We start from the raw sequence: 18,480 nt of genomic DNA, 5'->3' as shown, positions 1-18,480 counted from the left end.
ATTTGGTCTACTGCCTGCCAGGTAGAGGCAGCCAAACTGGTCAAAGCGACAGTGCCGATTGGACGCCCGATTACCAACACTCAGGTGTATCTACTCGATACCTCTGGGCAACCCGTGCCGATTGGTATTCCCGGTGAGTTGCACATCGGTGGTGCGGGACTGGCGCGAGGCTATTTAAATCGCCCCGAACTGACTGAGCAAAAGTTCATCCACCATCCGGTAGCTGGGAGGTTGTACAAGACAGGGGACTTGGCGCGTTACCTGCCAAATGGCACGATTGAGTACATCGAGCGCATTGACCATCAGGTAAAACTGCGAGGCTTCCGCATTGAGTTGGGTGAGATTGAGACGGTGCTGCGGCAACACCGGGCTGTAGAGCAAGCAGTGGTGATGTTGCGGGAGGATGAACCAGGTAATCAGCGTTTGGTGGCTTACCTTGTGGCGCAATCTTCCCAGGATGAGCTAGCCCAGCAATTGCGTCGGTTTGTGGGAGAACGCCTGCCCAGCTACATGATACCCTCGGTGTTGGTCACGCTCGAAGCACTACCTCTAACTCCCAATGGTAAGGTAGACCGCAAAGCGTTGCCCGTACCTGAGACAACTAAAGCTAGTACCCAAGAAGCTTTTGTCCTACCTCGCCACCCAGTTGAGGAAGTACTAGCCCGGATTTGGTGTCAGTTGCTCGGTGTTGAGGCAGTAGGAATTGATCACAATTTCTTTGAGTTAGGGGGACATTCCCTGTTAGCTACCCAAGTGATTTCTCGAATTGAGAAGGCTTTTGGGGTTGAACTTCCTGTGCGCTGCTTGTTTGAATCCCCCACCTTGGCTGAACTCGCCGCCAGCGTTCAAAAGTTGATGCAAAGCCAATCGGAACAGCCAGTGCCTCCGATTGAACGAGTCTCTCGCGACGGGGTGCTACCGCTTTCTTTTTCTCAATATCGTCTCTGGTTGCTGGAGCAACTACAGCCAGGTAGTATTGCCTACAATATGGCAACTGCCCTACACCTTGTTGGTTCCCTCAATGTGGCAGCGCTAGAGCAAGCTTTAAATGAAATCGTGCGCCGTCACGAAGCTTTACGCACTACCTTCTGTGTGGTTGATGGGCAACCGATTCAAGTGATTGCTCCATCCCTAACAATGAAGCTGTCAGTCAGGAACCTGAGCGAGGTGTCAGAGGCTGAGAGAGTACAAAAAGTTCAACCTTTAGTCAAACAGTGGAGCCAACAACTCTTCGACTTAACCCAAGGCCCGTTGCTGCGATCAATGCTGTTACAGCTAGACCAACAGGAACACTTGCTCGTGTTGAGTTTACATCATATTGTCGCTGATGGCTGGTCTGCTGGAGTGTTTTTCCGAGAACTGACAACCCTGTACAATGCCTTCTCTCAAGGGCAACTCTCCCCATTGCCAGAGCTACCCATACAATATGCAGATTTCGCCGTCTGGCAGCGACAGTGGTTGCAGGGGGAAGTGTTAGAAAATCAGCTAACTTACTGGAAGCGACAACTGGGAACAATCCCGCCCGTACTGAAATTCTGTAGCGATCGCACAAGCTCCTCCACCCCATCCTCTACCGGGAAAAAGCACCGCTTTGCCTTGTCCTCAGCCTTAACAGAAGCACTCAAAAAACTCAGTCAAGGGGAAGGCGTCACCCTGTTTATGACTCTATTAGCGGCGTTCAAAACCTTACTCTACCGCTACTCGAAGCAAGAGGATATTGCCGTTGGTTCACCCATCGCCAATCGCAACCGACGGGAAACGGAGGAACTGATTGGATTTTTTGTGAATACTCTTGTCCTACGCACTGATTTATCGGGTAATCCCAGTTTTCAGGATGTTTTAAGGCGGGTGCGGGAAGTCGCTTTGGGAGCTTACGCCCATCAAGATTTACCCTTCGAGAAGCTCATGGCAGAGTTACAGCCAGAGCGTCATCTGGGACACAATCCCCTGTTTCAAGTCTGGTTTGTCCTCCAGAATGCTCCCATACCAACTGTAGAACTTCCAGGTCTAACGCTCAACCTTATAGAAGTAGAAACTGAGGTAGCACGGTACGATCTAAAGCTTGATTTAACAGAGACACCCGAAGGTTTAACAGGTTTCTTCGAGTATAAAACCGATCGGTTTGAAGCATCAGTGATCGCTCGTATGGTTCGATTGTACGAAACGTTGCTCGATACGGTGATCCAACAGCCCGACATTCCGATTAATTCGCTAGTGGAATTCTTGGAAAATGCCGAAAAACAGCAGCAGCTTACCCAAGAACAAGAGTTCAAAAAAGCACGCCGTAAAAAACTCGGAAACATCCAACGAAAGCAAATTAAACGTTAAAAGTAAAAAGTCAACATCACTCCTGACTCCTGACTCCTGAACTCTAAGATTATGAAATTCAAAACAACTAGACGCCAAGCCGTCAAAGTATCGCCAACCGACCTAGTTAAAGTTACATTGTTTCAGCCCGAACAGCCGCTGCCTTTAGTAATTCAACCCGCCGTTGAAGGCATTAACTTGGTCACTTGGGTAGCCAGCAATCGAGATCTGATCGAGACTTGGCTGTTGCAGCATGGTGGTATTTTGTTCCGGAACTTTGACATTACAGAAGTCGCTCAATTTGAGCAATTTATTCAAACCATTTCTGGACAGTTGCTAGACTATTCTTATCGTTCAACCCCGCGCAGTCAGGTTAGCGGTAAAATCTATACTTCAACTGAATATCCAGCTACTCAATCGATTCCTTTACATAATGAGATGGCTTACTCTTTGATCTGGCCCATGAAAATCTGGTTTTGCTGCCTAAAATCAGCTCAACATGGAGGACAAACACCGATTGCAGATAGTCGAAGAGTTTTTCAACGCATCGATCCCAAGATTAAAGATAAATTCATCAAAAAAAAGGTGATGTATGTGCGAAATTACGTTGACAAACTAGACCTTTCATGGGAAGATGTATTTCAGACAAAAAATAAATTAGAATTAGAACAGTACTGCCAGAATGCTGGCATTGAATTCGAGTGGAAAAAGGGTAATCATTTAAGGACTCGTCAAGTCTGCCAAGCCGTTGCCACACATCCTAAAACAGGTGAAACGGTGTGGTTTAACCAAGCTCATTTGTTCCATGTCTCCAGTTTAAACTCAGAAGTCCATCAAACACTGCTTTCAATGATGAAAGAAGAAGACATTCCCCGCAATGCGTATTACGGTGATGGCTCTCCAATTGAAATTTCTGTATTAGACGAAATCCGCGAAATTTATAATCAAGAAACGGTTATTTTCTCGTGGCAAGAAGGAGATATTTTGATGTTAGACAACATGATCTCTGCTCATGGACGAAAGCCCTTCATCGGTGCGCGGAAAGTTATCGTTGGAATGGCAGAACCTGTTGCTAGTTCAAAATAGAAAAAATCCATAAAACGCTTTTAAGCTTGGGATAACTATAGCATTGGTCAAAAAATATTTTTGACTAAAATTTTCAAATCAAAATAATGGAGTTAAGACTATGCAAGGTGTATCGATAGAGGGGTTTAGACTTTCGCCTCAGCAAAAGCATCTGTGGTTACTACAGCAAGGTGTAAACAGTCAACCTTATCGCGTTCAATGTGCTGTTCTCATTGAAGGGACTATCAATACGCTACTTTTAGAATCAGCCTTACAAAAGGTTCTTGAAAAGTACGAGATTCTCCGGACTAATTTTCAGGCGTTACCGGGGATGAATGTTCCTCTGCAAGTCATCACCGCTAACCGCTTACCAACCCTTCATTACCATGACTTTACTGATCTAGATCCGGAAAAACAATATTCTCAAATCGAGGCACTGTTTAATGAGAAAAATCAGCTATGTTTTGACTTCGAGAAAGGGGATGTTTTAGATAGTTCTCTAGTCATTCTTGCCGCCAATAAGCAGATGTTGCTGGTTAGCTTACCTGGGCTGAACTCGGATGTGGTAAGTGTCGAGAACTTTGTCCGTGAAATTAGCTGCTTTTATGCCGCAGATTTGCAAAATCAGGAATGGGTTGATCAGCCATTACAGTATGTTGATATTGCCGAATGGCAAAATGAATTATTTGCTGGGGAAGAAGTAGAAATCGGAAAAAAGTATTGGCAGACAAAAGATTTATCAGGTTTGGCGAATTGGCAGCTTCCTCAGGAAAATATGCCTGCACAAAAACGGGGATTTGAACCTAAATTTATTTCTGTTGGTTTAACTTCGGAAAACGTACTAAATCTAGACACGATCGCGCAAAACTACAACACCTCAATTTCTGTAATGCTTCAGGCGTGTTGGGCTATTCTGCTCTGGCGTCTGACTGGACGGTCAAATGTAATTATTGGCACCTATTTTGATGGGCGAAACTATGAAGAACTAGAACCAACGTTAGGACTGTTAGCTAAATATTTACCGATTGATAGTCATTTAGACGATACAACTCCATTAAGTGATGTATTAAATCAAATTGATGAATCTACACATAATGCCTGGAAATGGCAAGAGGCGTTTAATTGGGAACAGGTTGCAGGTGTGACTGAACAAAACTTGGGTTCCTGTTTTTTTCCCTATAGTTTTGAATTTAGAGAACAGTTTGGTCAATATATTGGGGCTGATGTATCATTTTCCATTGACCAACAATACGCCTGTATTGAGCCATTTAAAGTAAAACTTTCTTGCCGGAAGCGCAATGACACTTTAGTTACAGAATTCCACTATAATGCTAACTTGTTTCACCGAGAAGATATTGAACGCTTGGCAAGATACTTTCAAACCTTGTTAACCAGTGTCATCGCCAAGCCTGATGTTACTATTGGTGAGTTGGAAATTTTAAGTCCGAGTGATCGCTATCAACTGCTCGTTGAGTTCAACAACACCAAAACTGATTATTCTAAACAGCTTTGCATCCATCAATTCATCGAGCAACAGGCAGGAGAAACGCCTGATAGGATTGCCGTTTCTATTGAAAATCAACAACTAACTTACGCCCAACTCAATACCCGTGCTAATCAACTCGCCCATCACCTGCAATCACTAGGGGTTAGTGCTGAAACTGTTGTAGCTCTGTGCGTGGAGCGTTCCCTGGATATGATCGTTGGGGTGTTGGGTATTCTCAAAGCAGGTGGAGCTTACCTTCCCATTGATCCGATTGTTCCGCGCGATCGCATCACGTTCATGGTACAAGATGCCCAAGCATCAGTCATCTTAACCCAACAGCATTTAGTTGAACATTTTTGTGCAGAAACCGCAACGCTTCTATGTCTCGATGCTGACTGGCAGACTATTGCCCAACAGCCAGAAGAGACTCCCCCTTGTCCAGCAATGCCTGAGAATTTAGTCTATGTGATTTACACATCAGGTTCAACGGGCAAACCCAAAGGCGTCGCGGTTGAGCATCGCCAACTCGTCAACTATTTGCATGGCATTTTGGCAAGATTGGACGTGCCCCAGGGGGCTAATTTTGCCACCGTGTCCACTTTAGCGGCAGATTTGGGGAACACGGCGATTTTTGGAGCCTTGTGTACGGGTGGATGTTTGCATATCATCTCCCAGGAACGCGCAACCAGTCCAGAGGCATTCATAGAATATTGTGACAGCCATCCGATTGATTGTCTAAAAATTGTTCCGTCTCACTTAAACGCTCTATTAACAGCCTCTCACCCAGAGAAGATTTTGCCCCGAAAGTACCTGATTTTGGGCGGTGAAGTCCTGAGTTTGCAGTTGGTTGAGAAAATCCAGCAGTACGCACCCACTTGTCAAATCCTTAACCACTATGGACCAACGGAAACGACTGTCGGCGTCTTAACTTATCCTGTCCATCAGCGAATTAGGGATAAATCTAAGACAGTACCCATAGGATGTGCGATCGCTAATACTCAAATTTATATTCTCGACCATTATTTGCAACCCGTACCAATCGGAGTGCCTGGAGAGCTATATATTGGTGGGGATAATGTGGCGCGAGGCTATGTCAACCAACCGCAACTGACGGCTGAGAGGTTTATTACTATCGAACATTTGGGCGGCGAGGATGTCCCCCCCAAAAGAGTTTACAAAACCGGGGATTTAGCTCGTTATCTCCCTGATGGCAATATTGAGTTTTTAGGACGAATTGACCACCAAGTCAAGATTCACGGTTTCCGCATCGAACTGGGAGAGATTGAGTCAGTGCTGAACCAACATCCTGCTATCCGGGAAGCCGTTGTCTTGGCACAGGAAGACGAACTGAGTCACAAACGCTTGGTGGCTTATATTGTTCCCAGTCAGGAGTCAGTACTGATTAGTGAACTTCGGGATGTCCTGAAGCAGAAATTGCCGGACTATATGATACCCTCAGCATTCGTACCCTTGAAAGCCCTACCTCTTACCCCCAATGGTAAAGTAGACCGTCAAGGGCTACCCAACCCCGATAGCGTTAAACCAGAGATAGAAGGGCGATTTGTCCCCCCCCGTACCCCCGTAGAGAAAACCATCGCCGAGATTTGGGCGCAAGTTCTAGGACGCGATCGCATCAGCATTTATGATAACTTCTTTGAGTTGGGGGGCGATTCAATCCTGAGCATTCAGATTGTCTCCAGAGCTAATCAAGCAGGTTTACAACTCACTCCCCCCCAACTCTTTGAGTCTCCGACGATAGCCGGATTAGCCGCAGTCGCGGGAACAACCGCAACCATTAAAGCTCAACAGGAACCCGTGACGGGTGAAATTCCCCTCACGCCGATTCAGCATTGGTTCTTTGAGCAGAAGCTTGATGATATGCACCACTGGAATCAGGCATTACTGTTAGAGGTACGACAATCCATTCGTCCTGAACTCCTCCAGCAAACAGTGCAGCACTTGATGGAACATCATGATGCCCTACGCTTACGGTTTACTTCCACAGCATCGGGTTGGCAACAAGTGAATGCTGGATTGGATGGGATTGAATCCGTACCTTTGTCCGAGATTGATTTATCCGGTATTCCAGCAGCAGAACAGGAAAGCATCCTGGAAACCACCGCTTCTGAGTTACAAGCTAGCCTCAACTTGGCAGAAGGGTTAATCCTGCGGGTGGCGTTGTTTCACCTCGGGGACAATCAGTCGAACCGCTTACTCATCGTGATTCATCACTTGGCGGTGGATGGCATTTCTTGGCGAATTTTACTGGAAGACTTGGAGCAGATTTACCAGCAACTCAGCCAGGGAGAAGCGGTTCAACGACCTGCGAAAACCTATTCTTTCCAGCAGTGGTCTGAGTCTTTGCAGGATTATGCCCGTTCGGAGCAGCTTCAGCAAGAACGCAACTACTGGCTCACAACATCGGATTACTCCGGTTTACCAATAGAGTATCCCAAGGGTGCGAACACAGTGGGGTCGGCTGAAACTGTATCCGTTGCTCTCAACGTTGAAGAAACTCGTGCTTTATTGCAAGAGGTGCCATTAGCCTATCAAACTCAAATCAACGATGTTTTGCTCACGGCGTTGGTACAAACCTTTGCCGAGTGGACACAGGAGCCTTTCCTACTGCTGGATTTAGAAGGACACGGACGAGAAGCAATTGACAAGGATATCGATGTATCACGGACGGTGGGCTGGTTTACCACGATTTTCCCAGTGCTGCTGACGTTAGAAGGGATTTCGCAGCCAGGGGAGGCGCTCAAAGCCATTAAAGAGCAGCTTCGAGGTATTCCCAATCGAGGAATTGGCTATGGCGTGCTGCGCTATCTGAGCGAGGATGCAGAAGTCATCCAAAAATTGTCAAGCCTTCCTCAAGCCGAGGTGAGATTTAACTACTTGGGTCAGTTTGACCAAATTCTATCCGAATCCCGGTTATTTGAGCTGGTTTACCCAACTCCTGGTATAAGTCGCAGTCCCCAAGGTAATCGTCGCTATCTGATAGATGTCAACGGGTTCGTGCTTGGGGGTCAACTGCAACTGGAGTGGACTTATAGCCAACAAATCCATCAACGAATCACGATTGAACAGTTAGCGCAAGGGTTTGTTGAAGCGTTACAAGCACTGATTGCCCATTGCCAATCTGCCGAAGCTGGAGGCTATACCCCGTCTGACTTCCAGAAAGCAAACGTGAGCCAAAAAGACCTGAATCGCTTGCTGGGGCAAATTCGATAGGGACGCAATACTTGGCACAACAGCGATGAACGAAAACTCATGAAAGCAGACAACATCCAAGATATCTACGAACTTTCCCCCGCCCAACAGGGTATTCTCTTCCACAGTTTGTACTCTCCAGAGTCAGGGGTGTATTTCGTCCAACTGTGCTGTACTTTGCGGGGTTATCTCAATCCTGAAGCGTTTGAGGACGCTTGGCAACGGGTGGTAGCGCGGCACACAGTTTTGCGGACTAGCTTTTATTGGGAAAACCTTGACAAACCGCTACAAGTTGTGAATCGGCAGGTAAAACTGCCGTTCGAGCAACAGGATTGGCGAGAAATGGCGGCAAAGGAGCAGCAAGAGCAGTTAGACACATTTTTGAAACGCGATCGCGCCTCCGGCTTCAATTTTGCTCAAGCTCCGTTAATCCGCCTGACGCTAATCCGCATTGCTGAGGATGCTTATCAATTTATCTGGAGTAAACACCATCTGATTCTGGATGGCTGGTCAACCGCATTGGTATTCAAAGACTTTGTTCAACAGTACCAAGCCCTTTGTCAAGGTCAAGATTTGCCCTTAGCAGCGAGCGGAGCCTATGGAGATTACATCGCCTGGTTACAGCAACAAGATTTAGCCAAAGCCGAGAGGTTCTGGCGGCAAGCGCTAGGTGGAATACAAGCCCCCACCCCTCTAATCAGTCTGACGGGTGATATCTCCCCTGACCAAAAACCAGACTACGAGGAACAGCACATCCAGCTATCGGCAGAAACCACAACAGCCTTGCAATCCCTGGCAAGGCAGCATCAACTCACGCTGAACACCCTGGTTCAGGGAGCTTGGGCGTTACTGCTCAGTCGCTACAGTGGGGAAAGCGATGTGATTTACGGTAACACGGTATCGGGTCGTCCCGTAGATTTGGTGGGAGCCGAGGCGATGGTGGGACTGTTTATTAATACCTTGCCCGTGCGGGTTACCATCGATAGCGAACAGGCTTTAGTCCCCTGGCTGCAACAGCTTCAGACTCAACTGGTGGAGATGCGCCAGTACGAATATAGCCCCCTGGTCAAGGTTCAAGGGTGGAGTGAAATACCACGAGGTGTGCCCTTATTTGAGAGTTTGGTGGTGTTTGAGAACTACCCCGTGGAGCGAGGGAGAGAGAAATGGAATATTGATTTAGAAATTCACAACGTTAGGAGTATTGAAGCAACTAACTATCCCTTAACCGCGATCGCTATACCCGGTGTTGAATTAGAATTCATCCTCTCTTACAATCGCCATCGCTTTGACCAGCATACCATTAGCCGAATGCTGGGGCATCTCCAAACCCTGCTTCAAGGCATGGTTGCCCATCCCTATCACCCACTCAAAGACTTACCCCTGTTAACAGACGCCGAACTGACAAAGCTATGGGTTGAGTGGAATCAGACGCAGCGGGACTATCCCCAAAATCACTGTCTTGATCAACTGTTTGAAGCTCAAGCCTCAAAAACCCCCGATGCTGTGGCAGTCGTCTTTGCAGACAAGCAACTGACTTACCGACAACTCAACCAAAAAGCCAATCAACTGGCACATTACCTGAAAACATTGGGTGTCAAACCCGAAGTCTTGGTGGGGATTTGTGTTGAGCGCTCAATCGAGATGGTTGTTGGATTATTGGGCATCCTCAAAGCCGGTGGAGCGTATGTTCCTTTCGATCCCGCCTATCCCCCAGAGCGTCTAGCTTTCATGCTTGAAGACTCCCAAGTTTCAGTGTGGCTCACTCAGGAAAACTTGATCGCCACGTTGCCGAAACATCACGCGCAGGTTGTCTGTCTAGATGCCGACTGGGAGGGCATTCGTCAATGCAGTGATCAGCCTTGCCCAAACCGAGCCACCCCTGACAACCTCGCCTATATCATCTACACCTCCGGCTCGACGGGCAAACCCAAAGGCGTAGAAATTACCCACCGTGCCTTAGTTAATTTTCTCACCGCCATGGGTCAGACGCTGGGGTTGAGTCAGAACGATAGTCTCTTATCCGTAACGACACTATCCTTTGATATTGCTGCGCTGGAACTTTATCTCCCTTTAATCCTAGGGGCAAACGTCATCATTCTCCGTCGTGATATTGCTGCTAACGGCATCCAGTTATCCCAGCAATTAGCCCAGACGCAAGCCACTGTTATGCAAGCCACACCTGCAACCTGGCGGCTGTTATTAGCGGCGGGATGGCAGCAGTCTTCTCCCCTGAAAATTCTTTGCGGGGGTGAGGCGTTATCCCGTGAACTCGCCAATCAATTGCTAGAACGGAGTACGGAAGTCTGGAACTTATATGGTCCGACAGAAACGACCGTCTGGTCAGCCGTCTATAAAGTTGAGCCTCAAGAGGATAAGGGTATTGTTGCCATCGGTCGCCCCATTGCGAATACTGAATTTTACGTTCTAGACTCCCATCAGCAGCCCGTTCCTATAGGCGTTCCCGGTGAATTGTATATTGGCGGTGTCGGTTTAGCCCGTGGGTATTGGCATCGGGCAGAACTGACGACAGAGAAGTTTTTCACCCTAGACCATTTGGCTAAACAGGATGCTCTCCCCCCAAGGGTATACAAGACAGGAGACTTAGTACGTTACCGCGCCGATGGAATACTAGAGTATTTGGGCAGGATTGACGAGCAGGTTAAGGTTCGGGGGTTCCGCATCGAACTCGGAGAAATCGAAACGATTTTAACCCAACATCCGGCTGTGGCAGAAACTGCGATCGCACTTCGTCAGGATGAACGGGAAAATCCTAGCTTAGTCGCCTATGTCGTCTTGCAGCCAGAGCAGACTCTCACCAGTTCTCAGGTGCGTCGCTTTTTAGCACAAAAGCTGCCATCTTATATGATTCCCTCGGCATTGATGGTACTCGATAAACTGCCCCTGACGCCCAATGGTAAAATTAACCGTCGCGCCTTACCTGCACCAGATTGGTCACAACGCAACCCAGAGCAGACTTACATTGCACCTCGCACACCCATTGAAGAGGTGATTGCCGGGATATGGACTCAGGTGCTTGGTGTTCAGCAAGTGGGGGTTGAGGATAACTTCTTTGACTTGGGAGGACATTCCCTTTCAGCAACCCAGGTTATTTCTAGGGTGCGAAATGTTTTCCAAGTAGAACTGCCCCTACGCACTCTTTTTGAGAGTCCCACGGTAGCTAGTTTGGCAGATTCTATCCAAACCATACAGGACTCCCATTTACACCTTCCCCCACTACATCCAGTTTCACCGGAGCAACCCCTACCTTTATCCTTTGCCCAAGAACGGCTGTGGTTTCTCCACCAGTTAGAGCCAACGACTGCTACCTATAATATGCATGCTGCCGTGCGTCTTACAGGTGTGCTGGATATTCAAGCATTGGAGGATAGTTTCAACGAAATTGTCCGGCGTCACCATGTCTTACGCACCAACTTTACAGTTGTGGATGGACAACCCGTTCAAGTTATTGCTCCCACTTTGACCCTAACTATTTCAGTTGTCGATTTGCAAGGGTTGTCGGAAACTGAGCGAGAGGCTCAAGTGCGGCGACAGGCGAAAGGAGAAGCCCTGTTTCCCTTTGATTTAGCCAAGGGAGCGCTATTACGAATCAAGCTACTAAAATTAAATGCATCGGAACACATTCTTCTGTTCACGATTCATCACATTGTCTGTGATGCTTGGTCACTTGGGGTATTGATTCGGGAATTCACCCAGTTGTACGAAGCCTTTGTTAACGGAAAACCATCACCTCTGCCAGAATTGCCAATCCAATACGCCGACTTTGCCAATTGGCAGCGTCAGTGGCTTCAGGGAGAGGTATTAGACGCCCAACTGTCTTACTGGCAACGACAATTAGCGGGTATCCCGGCAACCTTAAGCTTACCCATACAACGCCAGCCCCCCGCTATTCCTACATTCCGCAGCGCTAACCAGTCATTTCACCTCTCTAGTGCCACCAGCGAACAACTCCAAACCCTCAGTCGCCAAGAGGGAGTCACTCTGTTCATGACGTTACTGGCAGCATTTCAAACCCTGTTGTATCGCTACAGTCATCAAAAAGACATCGTTGTTGGCACCGATGTTGCCAATCGTAATCGCCAGGATATTGAGCCACTGATTGGCTTTTTTGTCAACCTCTTAGTGCTGCGGACTGACTTATCCGGTAATCCTAGCTTTCGGGAGTTGCTTGAGCAAGTACGAGACGTAGCATTAGCCGCTTACGAACATCAAGATTTGCCCTTTGCCAAGTTAGTAGAAGTTTTGCGTCCGGATCGCAATTCGAGTCATACCCCCCTATTTCAGGTATTGTTTGTGCTGCAAAATGCTCCTTTACCTGACTTAGATCTTTCAGGATTAACGGTCAAACCCGTAGAAATAAATACGGAAATTGCTAGATTCGATTTAGGTCTGTTTATGGAACAAACCGAGACGGAAATAATTGGCAGGTTTAAATATAATACTGATCGATTTGAAGCCAAGGGGATTACCCAATTTTGCCATCACTTTGAAACGCTGATCAGTCGCATTCTCAAAAACCCTGACACCAGAATTGATACGTTAGAACTGCTTAGTGAAGCTGAAAAAGAAAAACAAATGACAGAACAAACCCAGCGGAAACAAGTCAAATTTAGCAAATTTAAATCTATCAAACCCAAAGCCGTCAGTTTACCCCAACGGCAATTAATTAAGACCCGTACTCTTCAACCTGGACAATCCTTACCGTTAGTCATCGAACCCGATAGCGCTGAAATAGACCTAGCCGACTGGTCAACTAGCCACCGAGAATTCATTGAAACTAACTTGCTCAAACACGGAGCTATTTTATTCCGGGGATTTAATCTTAATTCTGCTGCCGATTTTGAAAAGGTTGCCAATGCCATACACCCGAATTTATTTGGAGACTATGGGGATTTACCCCGCGAAGGCGTCAGCGGCAAAGTTTACGGTTCCACCCCTTATCCACCCGATAAAACTATCCTATTTCATAATGAAAGTTCTCACTTGCATCGTTTGCCGCTAAAAATTTGGTTCTTCTGCATTCAACCCGCCCAACAGGGTGGAGAAACCCCCATTCTTGACTGTCGGCAAGTTTATCAGCGACTCAATCCTAAATTGCGAGAAAAATTTGAGCAAAAGCAATTAATGTATGTTCGTAACTACACGGAAGGATTAGATGTAAGCTGGCAAGATTTCTTCCATACCACGAATAAAGCAGAGGTGGAACACTACTGTCGTCAAGCCGATATGGAGTTTGAATGGCTAGAGAATAATGGTTTGAAAACGCGCAAAATCCGCCCCGCTGTCGCCAAGCATCCTAAAACTGGAGAGTTGGTATTTTTCAATCAGCTTCAGTTGCACCATATATCTTGCTTAGACTCAGGCGTTCGCCAATCTTTATTGTCTCTATTTGGAGAAGATAAGTTACCGCGTCATGTTTACTACGGCGATGGAACGCCGATTGAGGAGTCAGTTATGGAAGAAATTGAAGCAATTTATCAAGCCAGTAAAATTAGTTTTACATGGCAGAAAGGAGATATGTTGATGTTAGATAATATGCTAACGGCTCACAGTCGCAATCCTTATGTCGGTTCTCGCAAAATCGTTGTTGCCATGGCAGATTTGATTACCCTAGCATGAGCTATCTTGCTTTTATTCTCGTCACAGATAGGGTCAAAGATAGCAGTTTTTTCTGGGGGACTAGCCCCCCAGACCCCCCGTGTAAAAAAAGCGAAGCAACATCTGGCTTCCCCCTTCACAAGGGGGACGGGAGGGGGATAGGACGAGTGCCTCCCCCATACCCCCTGCACAACGCAACGCTAGAATATATCTCATTAGGTGGGCTTTATCTGTCAATAAGAATGTCAATAATGCTTCATCTTGTGCCGCTAAAAACCTGATTTTAAAAGGTTTTAAACTGCTTGACATTCCTTCAGCACACTGACATAAACTTAGGAGTAACAAATGCAAGCTCAAACGATTGAAGGATTTCGGCTGTCACCTCAACAAAAGCAGCTTTGGTTATTACAACAAGGTAGTAGAGTCTATCAGGCTTCTTGCGCGATCCAGATTCAAGGAAATCTGAATGTTGATCATTTAAAAGAAGCCTTAGAACGAATTGTTAATCGACATGACATTTTCCGCACCCGCTTTCACCGACAACCGGGAATTAAACTGCCAATTCAGGTGATAGAAACAAGTGGAACCCTATCCTGGACTCACGTCAATCTCAACGAATTAAGTCTGCAAGACCAATCCGCCCATATTCAGCAACGACTTCAAGAAAAAATAGACTTGAATTTTCTCTCTCAACTGGAATCTATAGTATCTGCATCGCTGCTAACACTGTCAGAGAATCACCATATTCTGTTGGTAATATTACCCGCTTTATGGGCAGATAGTTGGACGCTAAAAAACTTGGTTAAAGAAATTAGCCAAACCTATAAGGCTTGTTTGCAGGGTGAAGACGTATCTGAAGCAGAACCCGTACAATACCTGCAATTTTCTGAATGGCAAAATGAAATTCTAGAGGACGAGGATGCCGCCACAGGAGAGGCTTACTGGCGTGAGCAAGACGTTCAAACGATAACACTTCCTTTTGAGGCTGAATCTCTAAGTGCTGTACCCTTTGAACCTGACGTTTATCGGGTAAACCTTACTCCAGCAGTTGCGGCAAACATTGAAGCCTTAGCTCACAGAAGTAACCTTACTCCGGCTGAAGTCTTATTCGCCTGTTGGTATGCCTTACTTTGGCAATTAACAGAACAATCAGAGATTACGGTCAATACAGTTTACAGTGGCAGAAGTTATGAAGAATTGCATGAAGTGATGGGACTGCTTGCCAAATGGCTACCTGTCCACTGTTCGTTAAAAAACAACTTAAAATTTAGCGAATTCTTGTCAAACTTGGGTGAAAACTTGGGTGAAATTGACCAGTGGCAGGACTATTTTACCGGACAAGAGAGTACAGATGCTGATAAAAACACCAACTTGCCGATTAGTTTTGAGTTCGATGACTGGTCTGATCAGTATTATGGTGGTGATGTTTCGTTTTCTATTGATCAGCAGTCTGTTTGCTTTGAGCGATTTAAATTAAAGCTTCGCTGTGTTCGCAAACAAGAGTCTATCATTGCTGAATTTCACTACGATAGGCAACGATTTGACCAAGAAGTGATTCAATGCTTTGCCGAACAATTTCAAACAGGAGTTGAACAGGCTGTCACCAATCCAGAGATGGTAGTGAGTGAGTTAAATTATATCAGCGATCGCACTCGCCATCACCTACTCGTCCAACTCAACGATACTCAAACCCACTATCCTCAAACTCACTGCATTCATCATCTATTTGAGCAGCAGGTAGAACGCACACCAGACAAAATTGCCCTTGTCTTTGAAAACCAACAACTCACCTATGCCGAACTCAACAGACGTACCAATCAATTAGCTCATTATTTGCAACGCCAGGGTGTTGGTGCTGAAGTATTAGTGGGAATTTATGCCGAGCGGTCAATCCATAGTATCATTGCGATGCTGGCTATTCTCAAAGCTGGTGGAGCTTACCTTCCTCTTGATTCAGCATTACCGCCAGAACCTTTAGCCTTCCGGTTGCAAGATGCCAAAGTACCCATCCTCTTAACCCAAAAGAGACTTCTCAAACGCCAGGATACTCAAGTTCCTACCGTGGTGTACCTGGATGCAGATTGGCAAACAATCGCCCAAGAGTCTGATACCAATCCCACCAGCGAAGTGACACCGGAAACCTTAGCCTATGTCCTCTACACGTCTGGTTCTACAGGTGAACCTAAAGGCGTTGCTATTGAACATCGCCAAATCCTGAATTACTTGTATGCCATTTCCGAAAAATTGGATGTACCAGCAGGTGTCAGCTTTGCTACCGTTTCCACCTTTGCCGCTGATTTAGGCAACACGGCAATTTTCCCCGCCTTGTGTACAGGAGGATGCTTACATATCCTATCCCAAGAGCGAGCCTCTGACCCGGAAGCACTCGCCGAGTACGTCCAACACCATCCCATTGACTGTCTTAAAATCGTTCCCTCTTACCTGGCTACCCTCTTAGCCTCCTCTGCATCTGCGTCCATCCTACCGCGTCAATGTTTAGTTCTGGGGGGTGAAGTAGCCACCTGGGAATTAGTTGGCAAAATCCAGGAAGCTGCACCGAACTGTCGCATTATCAATCACTATGGTCCGACAGAAACGACGGTTGGTGTCCTCACCTATCCGGTTCAGAACAAGGGTAATCGTTATCACGCCAAAACCGTTCCCATCGGTCGTGCGATCGCCAATACCCAAGTTTACCTCCTCGACGAACAATTGCAACCTGTACCCATCGGCGTACCGGGCGAATTGTACATTGGCGGTGCTGGGGTAGCCAGGGGTTATCTCAATCGTCCCGAACTAACGGCACAGAAGTTTATTACACTAGAAAATCTAGGCGGACAAAATATCCACTCCCCAAGGCTGTATAAAACGGGGGATAAAGCACGCTACTTACCCGATGGTACGATTGAATTTCTCGGACGGGTAGACTATCAAGTAAAAATCCGAGGTTTTCGCATCGAACTGGGAGAAATCGAAAGGGTACTGAGTCGGCACCCTGAGGTACTTCAGACCGTGGTCATCGTTCAAGAAGATTACCCCAGCAATCAGCGTCTAGTAGCCTATTTTGTCCCTAAAGGGAAGCAAGCCTCCTCTACTCAGAAACTGCGCCGCTTCTTGAAGAAAAAGCTGCCCAATTATATGATTCCCTCTACCTTTGTGATACTCAAAGCCCTCCCCATAACCCCTAACGGCAAGGTAGACCGTCGTGCCTTACCTGCACCATATCAGGCACACCCTGAACTAGAGAAGGGCTTTGTCGCACCCCGTACTTCCACAGAAGAAGTTCTGGCAGCGATTTGGGCGGAAGTCTTGGGACTTAAACAGGTCGGTGTCCACGACAACTTTTTTGAATTGGGCGGACATTCCTTGCAGACCATACAATTGGTATCAAAGATATCAGTAGCAATGCACTTGAATTTGTCTGTTAAGCTTCTATTCTCGCACCCTACCATTGCTGAGCTAGCGGATGAACTTGAGAATCTTCTCCAGAAGCAGGAATGTCCCAAGCCAGGGTCTTCAAAATCTGTCTCTGATTCAGTCCAGACTGCATCTTTTGAAAATCTTCCCCTACAACAAGCTTCCCCTTTCTTCCAAGTAGAACGCCGCTCTTTGCTTTCCTTGTTTGCCACCGGGAAGATTGCCCCTGTCGATGCAGTTGCCCTAAGTTATTTAAACATCAACGCCTCTTACTTTGAAGAAAAAGGTCTGAGTCATGATGATCTTATTTACAACTGTCTTGACAACCTTCCTGTCATAACTAGTATCATTGAAACCCCTTGGGGGCGCATTGCTGGTTTAATGCTGCCTCGGTTTAGTTTTGAACTTTACAGTAACCGAGAGGATATAATCAATCTGATTGTCGAAGCCTTGGAAATTGCTGGACGACTCGGTGCTCGGACTGTTTCTTTAACTGGTCTTATCCCCTCAGCAACCGATTATGGTTGTGCAATTACCAAAGCAATTGTGGATTGGCAGAATTTACCGATGATTTCGACGGGTCATGCTACAACCAGTTCTGCTGTTGTCCTAGCAGTCAAAAAAATTTGCGCTGCAAGTGGGCGTAACATTGCTCAAGAACGAGTTGGATTCATAGGTTTAGGTTCTGTTGGGATTAGCTCTCTTCGTCTCATGTTGAACTGTTTGCCGCATCCAGAAGAAATAACGCTTTGCGATGTCTATACAAAGCTCGGCTTCCTCGAAAAAATTCGGCAAGAAATCGTCAGCGATTTAGGTTTTAAAGGAGTTGTGCGTATAGTAGCCTCACAGACACAAGTTCCAGATGAATTTTACGAGGCAACTTTAATAATTGGCGCGACCAACGTACCTGATGTCCTAGATATCACACGGGTTAAACCTGGAACTCTGATTGTTGATGATTCAGCTCCCCACTGTTTTGTATCAAAACTTGCTATTGAGCGATTTCAGGCACAGGAAGATATTCTCTTTACCGAAGGAGGCGTATTGCGCTCGCCACATCCCATCACTCGTTTGAGATATTTACCACGATATCTAGAAAAAATTATGAGTCCAGCCGAAATGGAGGATTTTTTTAAAGGTAATCCCTTCAACATAATGGGCTGTGTTTTTTCCAGTCTACTTTCTTCTTGCTTCGATCTTAAGCCAACTGTAGGAGTATTGGATTGGAGAACATCGGTTGATCACTACGAATTTCTCAGTAGGTTAGGGTTTCAGGCTGCTGACTTGCATTGTGGGGACTATACGCTGCCAGAAGAATCAATTCGGAACTTTCGGCAACGTTTCGGCAATTCATAAAATTTTCCTCGGTGATATAGCAC

5 protein-coding genes are annotated in these 18,480 nt (G+C 46.5%); all 5 read left to right on the top strand.

Annotated elements, in window-relative coordinates:
* Positions 1-2,328: condensation domain-containing protein (locus tag RID09_RS18445; RefSeq protein WP_446337382.1), on the top strand; the 2,328-nt coding region annotated here is incomplete at its 5' end.
* A gap of 51 nt (positions 2,329-2,379) precedes the next feature.
* Positions 2,380-3,393 (top strand): TauD/TfdA family dioxygenase, encoded by a 1,014-nt coding sequence (locus RID09_RS18440; RefSeq protein ID WP_446337381.1) that lies wholly within the window; start codon positions 2,380-2,382, stop codon positions 3,391-3,393.
* A 100-nt stretch (positions 3,394-3,493) separates the two neighbouring features.
* Complete coding sequence (locus RID09_RS18435) at positions 3,494-8,089, top strand: amino acid adenylation domain-containing protein (RefSeq protein ID WP_446337380.1); 4,596 nt, start codon at positions 3,494-3,496, stop codon at positions 8,087-8,089.
* A 39-nt stretch (positions 8,090-8,128) separates the two neighbouring features.
* A complete protein-coding gene (locus RID09_RS18430) occupies positions 8,129-13,705 on the top strand; it encodes an amino acid adenylation domain-containing protein (RefSeq protein WP_446337379.1) in 5,577 nt (1,858 codons plus the stop codon).
* 324 nt (positions 13,706-14,029) lie between these two features.
* On the top strand, positions 14,030-18,457 hold the full coding sequence (locus tag RID09_RS18425) for a non-ribosomal peptide synthetase (protein ID WP_446337378.1): 4,428 nt from the start codon (positions 14,030-14,032) through the stop codon (positions 18,455-18,457).
* Positions 18,458-18,480: the final 23 nt, after the last annotated feature.

Origin of the sequence: Coleofasciculus sp. G1-WW12-02 (assembly GCF_040219735.1) — a bacterium.
Classification (GTDB): Bacteria; Cyanobacteriota; Cyanobacteriia; order Cyanobacteriales; family Coleofasciculaceae; genus Coleofasciculus.
This window is presented reverse-complemented; position numbering and strand designations above follow the sequence as displayed.